The 6,600-nt window shown below is 58.7% G+C and carries 6 protein-coding genes; 2 read left to right on the plus strand and 4 right to left on the minus strand.

Annotated elements, in window-relative coordinates; genetic code table 11:
* Positions 1-22: 22 nt before the first annotated feature.
* The 3 genes from C7534_RS24295 to C7534_RS24305 form a co-directional block, all read right to left on the minus strand.
* Positions 23-1,573 (minus strand): diflavin oxidoreductase, encoded by a 1,551-nt coding sequence (locus C7534_RS24295; RefSeq protein WP_109787297.1) that lies wholly within the window; start codon positions 1,571-1,573, stop codon positions 23-25.
* 6 nt (positions 1,574-1,579) lie between these two features.
* Positions 1,580-1,999, minus strand: a complete 420-nt coding sequence (locus tag C7534_RS24300; protein ID WP_046032655.1) for a PAS domain-containing protein — start codon at positions 1,997-1,999, stop codon at positions 1,580-1,582.
* Positions 2,000-2,094: 95 nt separating this feature from the next.
* Positions 2,095-2,445: a hypothetical protein gene (locus C7534_RS24305; protein ID WP_046032654.1), complete on the minus strand. Its 351-nt coding sequence runs from the start codon at positions 2,443-2,445 to the stop codon at positions 2,095-2,097.
* A 337-nt stretch (positions 2,446-2,782) separates the two neighbouring features.
* Here C7534_RS24305 and C7534_RS24310 point away from each other — a divergent pair, with 337 nt between their 5' ends.
* Both C7534_RS24310 and C7534_RS24315 read left to right on the plus strand, forming a co-directional pair.
* Positions 2,783-3,904 carry an HlyD family secretion protein gene (locus tag C7534_RS24310; RefSeq protein WP_109787298.1) on the plus strand — a complete coding sequence of 374 codons (1,122 nt, stop codon included), beginning with the start codon at positions 2,783-2,785 and terminating at the stop codon, positions 3,902-3,904.
* Positions 3,901-5,493, plus strand: coding sequence for a DHA2 family efflux MFS transporter permease subunit (locus C7534_RS24315; protein ID WP_109787299.1), 1,593 nt, complete (start codon positions 3,901-3,903; stop codon positions 5,491-5,493). The genes C7534_RS24310 and C7534_RS24315 overlap by 4 nt, the downstream gene beginning before the upstream one ends.
* Positions 5,494-5,532: 39 nt before the next feature.
* On the opposite strand, the gene C7534_RS24320 is transcribed toward C7534_RS24315, so the two are convergent.
* The coding region (locus tag C7534_RS24320) for an HlyD family secretion protein (protein ID WP_256594813.1) at positions 5,533-6,600 on the minus strand (1,068 nt) is incomplete at its 5' end.

The following is a 6,600-nucleotide window of genomic DNA, read 5'->3' on the forward strand; positions in this document are numbered from 1 at the left end:
GTTCATTTCAAACCCCACGCCCTCAATACAGCTCTTTGTGTACCCGGTCCGAGCTCGACAGGTCGGCCACAAACTGCTGCGCGTCTTCTTCGGCCAAATGGCCGTACCTCATGGCAATGTTCACCAGCGCCTCATCGATGGCTCGCTCCAGGTGGCTTTTATTGCCGCACACATACACATGCGCGCCCTGACTGAGTAAGGCCCACAGATAGGCACCGTGTTCGAGCATGGCATCCTGCACGTAATAGCGACGGTCAGCGTCTCGTGAAAACGCGGTGATGAGCTGATCCAGCACGCCCGTTTCCTGCCATTTTTCGAGGCGCGGCTGGTAGAGAAAGTCCGATGCCCGGCGTCGATCACCGAAGATCAGGCACGTTTGTGCAGGGCTGCTTTGTTGCTCTATCTGCTCCAGCAATGCGATCAACGGTGCAATGCCAGTCCCCGTGCCAATCAACACGACGGGATGATCGGCCTGTCGTGGCAGGTGAAAACGCACGTTGCTGCGGGCAAACACTTGAACCTGGGCAAGCTTGCCCGCCAGATGGCCGGTCGCGGTGCCGATACGCGGGCGGTCGGCCAATTGATAGGCGATTTCCCGAATGCACAGGTCGACGTAGTGCGGCTGGTCGTGAGAGGCAATGGAATAGGCACGCGGCAAAACATCCGGCAGCCACTCGGCCAATTCTTCCAGACTCATTTGCCCTGGCTCACAGAAGTCGCTGACCACATCGAGCAAGTCCTTGCCGTACAAATAACCTTCGAGCTCTTTACGGTTGCTGACTTTGAGCAAGGTTTTCAAGGTGTCGTGCTGACTGACCCGAGCCATGTCGCGCAACAGCGATTTGCCCAGTTGTCGCAGCTCCTTGGTCGCCAGCAGCGTATGGGCATCGTCGCGACCGAACCATTGACCGATCTGCGCCAGCAGTTGTGGATCGTTTTGCGCCAGCACATAAAGATTGTCCCCTGCGCGGTATTTGATGCCGCTGCCTTCGATATCGAGGCGCACCTGCCAGGCATAAGGCGCCGTCGCATTGAGCCGCGTACGGGAGATCACCCGCGCTGGCCACGCGGCGTTTTCGCCGTAGGCGGTGACTTGCAATTGCAACGTGGTGCCGGCCCGGCGGTCGCCCTTCAAGACCGCTTCGAGGGTGGCGCACCAGGTCTCGAAAAAGCCCTCGAAATCGGTGTCGGCGTCCACGCGATTGATCCAGGGCGCTGCGCCCTTTTGCAGCAGTGCAGCGTCCAGGCTTTTGGTGAAACCGCAAAAAGTCGGGTAAGCAGTGTCACCCAGACCAAAGATCGCGTAAGGCACACTACTGAGGTGTTCGCACTGGATCAGTTGATCCAGAAAACGATCGGCGTTGCCCGGCGGTTCGCCGTCGCCGAACGAGCTGCACACAACGATCAACAGATCCCGAGTGGTCAGCGTTTCAAGCTCAAGTGCATTCAGATCCTGCACGGCCAATGCATACGGCTGCACACAGGGCAGACGCAACAACCGTTGCGTCAACCCGCGTGCATTGCCGGACTCAGAGCCATAACCGATCACGATGCGTTCGATTAACCCTGGCATGGCCGATTACCTGTCGTAGTGTTCGTCGAATTGCTCCTTGGAAAATTCCAGTGCTTCGAAGTCCCCCATCAAGTCGTTAATCACACGACGAATGCTGATGTACTCAACGATGTTGCCCTGCTCGTCGAACAGCGGTTGCACCGTGGTGTCGACCACGTAGAGCCCGCCACCCTTGCCGACATTTGGGATAACGCCGGTCCAGATTTCACCTTTTTTGATGGTGTCCCACATCTGCTTGTAGGTGCTTTTTGGCACGGAGGCATGGCGGACGATGCTGTGGGGTTGGCCCAGCAGTTCTTCCTTGTTGTAGCCGGTCAGTTTGCAGAACAGGTCGTTGACGTAGGTGATGTTGCCTTGCAAGTCGGTGGTGGAAATCACCATGACGTTTTCCAGCGCGCCCAGTACTTTGGCGTTGATGGCTTGCATTGTGTTGCCCCCTTAAAGGATCAAAAGTTGGTACATCAAATTCAAATCGGGCCAGCCCACGGTGTATGCATTTCTATTTTTTATGGAGTGGCGACTCAGTTGTCCTGAGCCACCAGACGCGGACCTTTACGCGTGACCTGCTGCCCCACCTCGAAGCGCGCATTGGGCGAGCGCACGGTGCTGATTTCGCCTTGGGCGTTTTTGACTTCGTAGGCGGTTTCCGTATGGCCGGACGCTTGCTGCACAGCGCTGCCGGCAAAGAATCCAGCCCCAAGGCCGACCAGCGCGCCCGCAGGACCGCCCACCGCGCCGACCATCATTCCAGTGAGCGCACCGAAACCTTTGCCAGCGGTGGTATCAGGGACTTCGCGCACGACCTGATCGGCCATGCAAAGGGGTGAGATCAACAAACACAATGTGAAGCTGAGCGGGATTGAACGAGGCATGACATCTTCCTTGTTTCGATTACGTTGCTCTCGTCACTTCATGAAGCATGCCAACTTATTAACACTTATAAATCAGCAAGTTAAAAAACAACGTTGTCATAAGGACTCCGTACAAAATGAGTCTTTATGACACCGACATAGTCAATATGACAAAGCCAGCAATATTGCAGGACTGACTGACAGGGGGAGGTAATCGGGACGCGCAGGATGGGTTGGCGGTGGTGGATGCCCGGTCGGCGAACATCCTGACGACCGGCAGCAAAAATCAATTGCCACCAAATATTACATACGTCATATTACCTACGTAATAAACACCCGTTTCCTACAGGTAAACCCCATGACCAGCATGCCCAGCCTTGAATCCGACCTTGCAGTCCCGGTGAGCACACCCAAGCCTCCCCTGCTCAAACGGTTGATCCTGCTGACGGCGGTTATTGCAGCCCTGGTGTTTGCCGGGCTGTATGCGAGTCACTGGTGGACGGCCGGTCGTTTCATCGAAGAAACCGACGATGCGTACATTGGCGGCGACGTCACGGTAATCGGCCCGAAAGTGGCCGGGTATATCGAAGAAGTGCTGGTCACCGACAACCAGCCAGTGAAGGCCGGCGATGTGCTGATTCGCCTCGATTCCCGCGACTATCGCGCTAATCTCGCCAAAGCCGAAGGCGCGGTTGCCGCCGAAGAAGCCCTGCTGGCCAATCTCGACGCCACTGAACAATTGCAGTACGCGGTCATCGGCCAGGCCCGCGCCGGGATCGAAGCCGCTGGTGCCGAAACCGCGCGCTCGCGGGATGACAATGCCCGCTACAAAAAACTGGTGAGCACCAACGCCGTCTCGGTAGAAAGCGCGCAACGGGCCGATGCCACCTTCAAGACCGCTCAGGCGCTCAGCTCGCGAGCCCAGGCCGAGTTGCTGGCGGCGCAGCGCCAGTTGAACGTGATCGAAACCCAGAAACAGCAAGCCCGCGCCGCACTGATGCAGGCACGGGCCGAACGGGACCTGGCGCAATTGAATGTCGGTTACACCGAACTGAAAGCCCCGGTGGATGGTGTGATCGGCAATCGCCGGGCGCGGGTCGGCGCGTATGCGCAGGCGGGTTCGCAATTACTCTCAGTGGTGCCTTCCAGTGGCTTGTGGGTGGACGCCAACTTCAAGGAAGATCAACTGGCGCGGATGATTCCGGGCCAACGCGTGATCATTCATGCCGACGTGCTCTCGGGTCAGGAATTCCACGGTCATCTGGGCAGCCTCGCACCGGCCAGCGGTTCGCAGTTCAGCGTGCTGCCACCGGAAAACGCCACGGGCAACTTCACCAAGATCGTCCAGCGCGTACCGGTGCGCATCGTCCTCGATCCGGCCGACGGTGTGCTCGGCCACTTGCGCCCCGGCCTGTCCGTAACCGCTGAAGTCGACACCCGCAAAAGCGCTGACACCCCAGCCGTGGCCAGCGCACCATGAGCCGCGCCCTCGCTGTCCCGGCGCCACCGTTCAATCCCGCCAACATGGCGACGGCGACCAAGGTGTTTGCGTTCGCCAGCATGTGTATCGGCATGTTCATTGCGCTGCTGGACATTCAGATCGTTTCGGCCTCGTTGCGTGACATCGGCGGCGGGCTCTCGGCCGGCACCGACGAAACAGCGTGGGTACAGACCAGTTACCTGATCGCCGAGATTATTGTGATCCCGCTTTCGGGCTGGCTGTCTCGGGTGTTTTCCACCCGCTGGCTGTTCTGCGCTTCGGCGGTAGGTTTTACCCTGGCCAGCCTGTTGTGCGGCGTGGCCTGGAACATCCAGAGCATGATCGCCTTCCGTGCGCTGCAAGGTTTTCTCGGCGGTTCGATGATCCCGCTGGTGTTCACCACGGCGTTCTTTTTCTTCACCGGCAAACAACGCGTCATTGCCGCCGCCACCATTGGCGCCGTGGCTTCGCTGGCGCCGACCCTCGGGCCGGTGATCGGCGGCTGGATTACTGATATTTCGTCCTGGCACTGGCTGTTCTACATCAACCTGGTGCCGGGGATTTTCGTTGCCGTGGCAGTGCCGATGCTGGTGAAAATCGACCAGCCAGAACTGTCGCTGCTCAAGGGCGCCGATTACCTCAGCATGGTGTTTATGGCGCTGTTTCTCGGCTGCCTGGAATACACCCTCGAAGAGGGCCCGCGCTGGAACTGGTTCAGCGACAGCACCATTCTTATCACCGCTTGGATCAGCGGCCTCGCCGGCTTGGCCTTCATCGGCCGGACCTTGCACGTGGCCAACCCGATCGTCGATCTGCGCGCCTTGAAAGACCGCAACTTCGCCCTTGGCTGCTTCTTTTCGTTCGTCACCGGCATCGGGCTGTTCGCCACGATTTACCTGACGCCGCTGTTTCTCGGACGGGTGCGTGGCTACAGCGCGCTGGACATTGGCCTGGCGGTTTTCTCCACCGGGGTGTTCCAGATCATGGCGATTCCGCTGTATGCCTTTCTGGCCAACCGCGTCGATCTGCGCTGGATCATGATGACCGGCCTTGGGTTGTTCGCGTTATCGATGTGGGATTTCAGCCCGATCACCCATGACTGGGGGGCCAGGGAATTGATGCTGCCGCAAGCATTGCGCGGGATTGCCCAGCAACTGGCGGTGCCGCCGGCCGTGACGTTGACCCTGGGTGGTCTGGCGCCGGCACGGCTCAAGCATGCGTCGGGGTTGTTCAATCTGATGCGCAACCTGGGAGGCGCCATCGGCATCGCCGCCTGCGCAACCATCCTCAACGACCGCACCAACCTGCATTTCACAAGGCTGGCGGAACACCTGAACAGCACCAACGAAGCGCTCAACCAGTGGCTGTCACAGGTCGGCAACAACTTCACTGCCCTCGGCCAAAGCGGCGACACGGGCGTCACCGCCAGCCTGCATCAGCTATGGCTGTTGACCTACCGCGAAGCCCAGACCCAAACCTATGGCGACGCGTTCTTGATGATCATGGTCTGCTTCATCATCGCCACGGCGATGGTGCCCTTGATGCGCAAGGTGCAACCACCGGCCGCGCCGAGTGCCGATGCTCATTGAGAATTCGCAGGGCCTATACATCCCGTTTCGACGGCTTGCTTATTTGTTGATCCCCAGCATCCGCAGCCAATCATAGGGAAAATGAACACTCAACGGCAGTTGATCGATTCTCCAGCGCGCCGGCAGTGGTTGATCAAACCTGGCAGCAACCTGCAATCCCATTTCGTTCGCGGCGAATGGTCCGCGCAGAACCGTCGGCGTGCGAGCGGCACTGTCTGCGGCCCGCACCACGTGAGCATCCAGCCATTCTCCGTCCGGCATATGGACTTTCAGTGGCTGACCTATCTGCGCGTAGTTGATGTTAAGCGGTTCCAGATAAATCCAGAGCAATGGGTCGGCCAGACGTTCCAGACGCATCAGCAACGTTCCCGGGCCGACGTTCTCACCTTGGGTAACAAGCACTTCTGCTATACGACCACTCTGCGGCGCCGTCACTGACAAGGCGGCCAGCCGTGTCTTCAGCCATTGCTGTTCAGTATTTTGTTGGATCACTTCCCGATCAAATCCTTGAGGCGATTGATGAGCTAACTGCTCACGACGCTCGAAAGCCAACAACTCCGATCGAAACCCATCGCGCTCGGTCTGTGCGGCCAGCACTTCACCTCGAGTGGCAGCGCCTTGCCGAACAAGACTGTCCAACTGCTGAACACGTTGCTCTGCCCTGCCCACCTTGGCGCTGAGCAATTGACGCACTTTCATGCCCAAATCGGAATCGCCAAGCCGCGTAGCTTCAACGGGCATGGCGGCAAGTTGCAACAGCCGGGCACGCCACTCCGGATTGTCGAGGTTGACCAGCAGTTGGTCGGCTTGCACGTGATCACCCACCGTGACGAATAGCTGCTCGACCCGACCAGCATCTCGTGCGCGCACCTCCTGAATAGGCAAGAACAACTGCGCCGGCGCATCAACCACCAAGATGCCGTACAACAGCTTGCCGAAAAGCCAGAGTAATGGGCTGGCTACCAGGAACAGGATCAGGTACCAGCGCAGGCGAAATGCCATACGTTTACCGGGAGCGTAGAGCACGTTCAGGCCATGCTCCTCAGTGGGGTTGTGCTCTTTTTGACTATCGAAACGAATCTTCATGAGCCTCTCACCGTTTGGGGA

This window comes from Pseudomonas sp. OV226 (genome assembly GCF_003148705.1).
Classification (GTDB): domain Bacteria; phylum Pseudomonadota; class Gammaproteobacteria; order Pseudomonadales; family Pseudomonadaceae; genus Aquipseudomonas.

Coding starts and splice junctions, on each gene's coding strand:
- C7534_RS24300 (WP_046032655.1), bottom strand. CDS start 1,999: ATGCAAGCCATCAACGCCAAAGTACTGGGCGCGCTGGAAAACGTCATG.
- C7534_RS24295 (WP_109787297.1), bottom strand. CDS start 1,573: ATGCCAGGGTTAATCGAACGCATCGTGATCGGTTATGGCTCTGAGTCC.
- C7534_RS24310 (WP_109787298.1), top strand. CDS start 2,783: ATGACCAGCATGCCCAGCCTTGAATCCGACCTTGCAGTCCCGGTGAGC.
- C7534_RS24305 (WP_046032654.1), bottom strand. CDS start 2,445: ATGCCTCGTTCAATCCCGCTCAGCTTCACATTGTGTTTGTTGATCTCA.
- C7534_RS24315 (WP_109787299.1), top strand. CDS start 3,901: ATGAGCCGCGCCCTCGCTGTCCCGGCGCCACCGTTCAATCCCGCCAAC.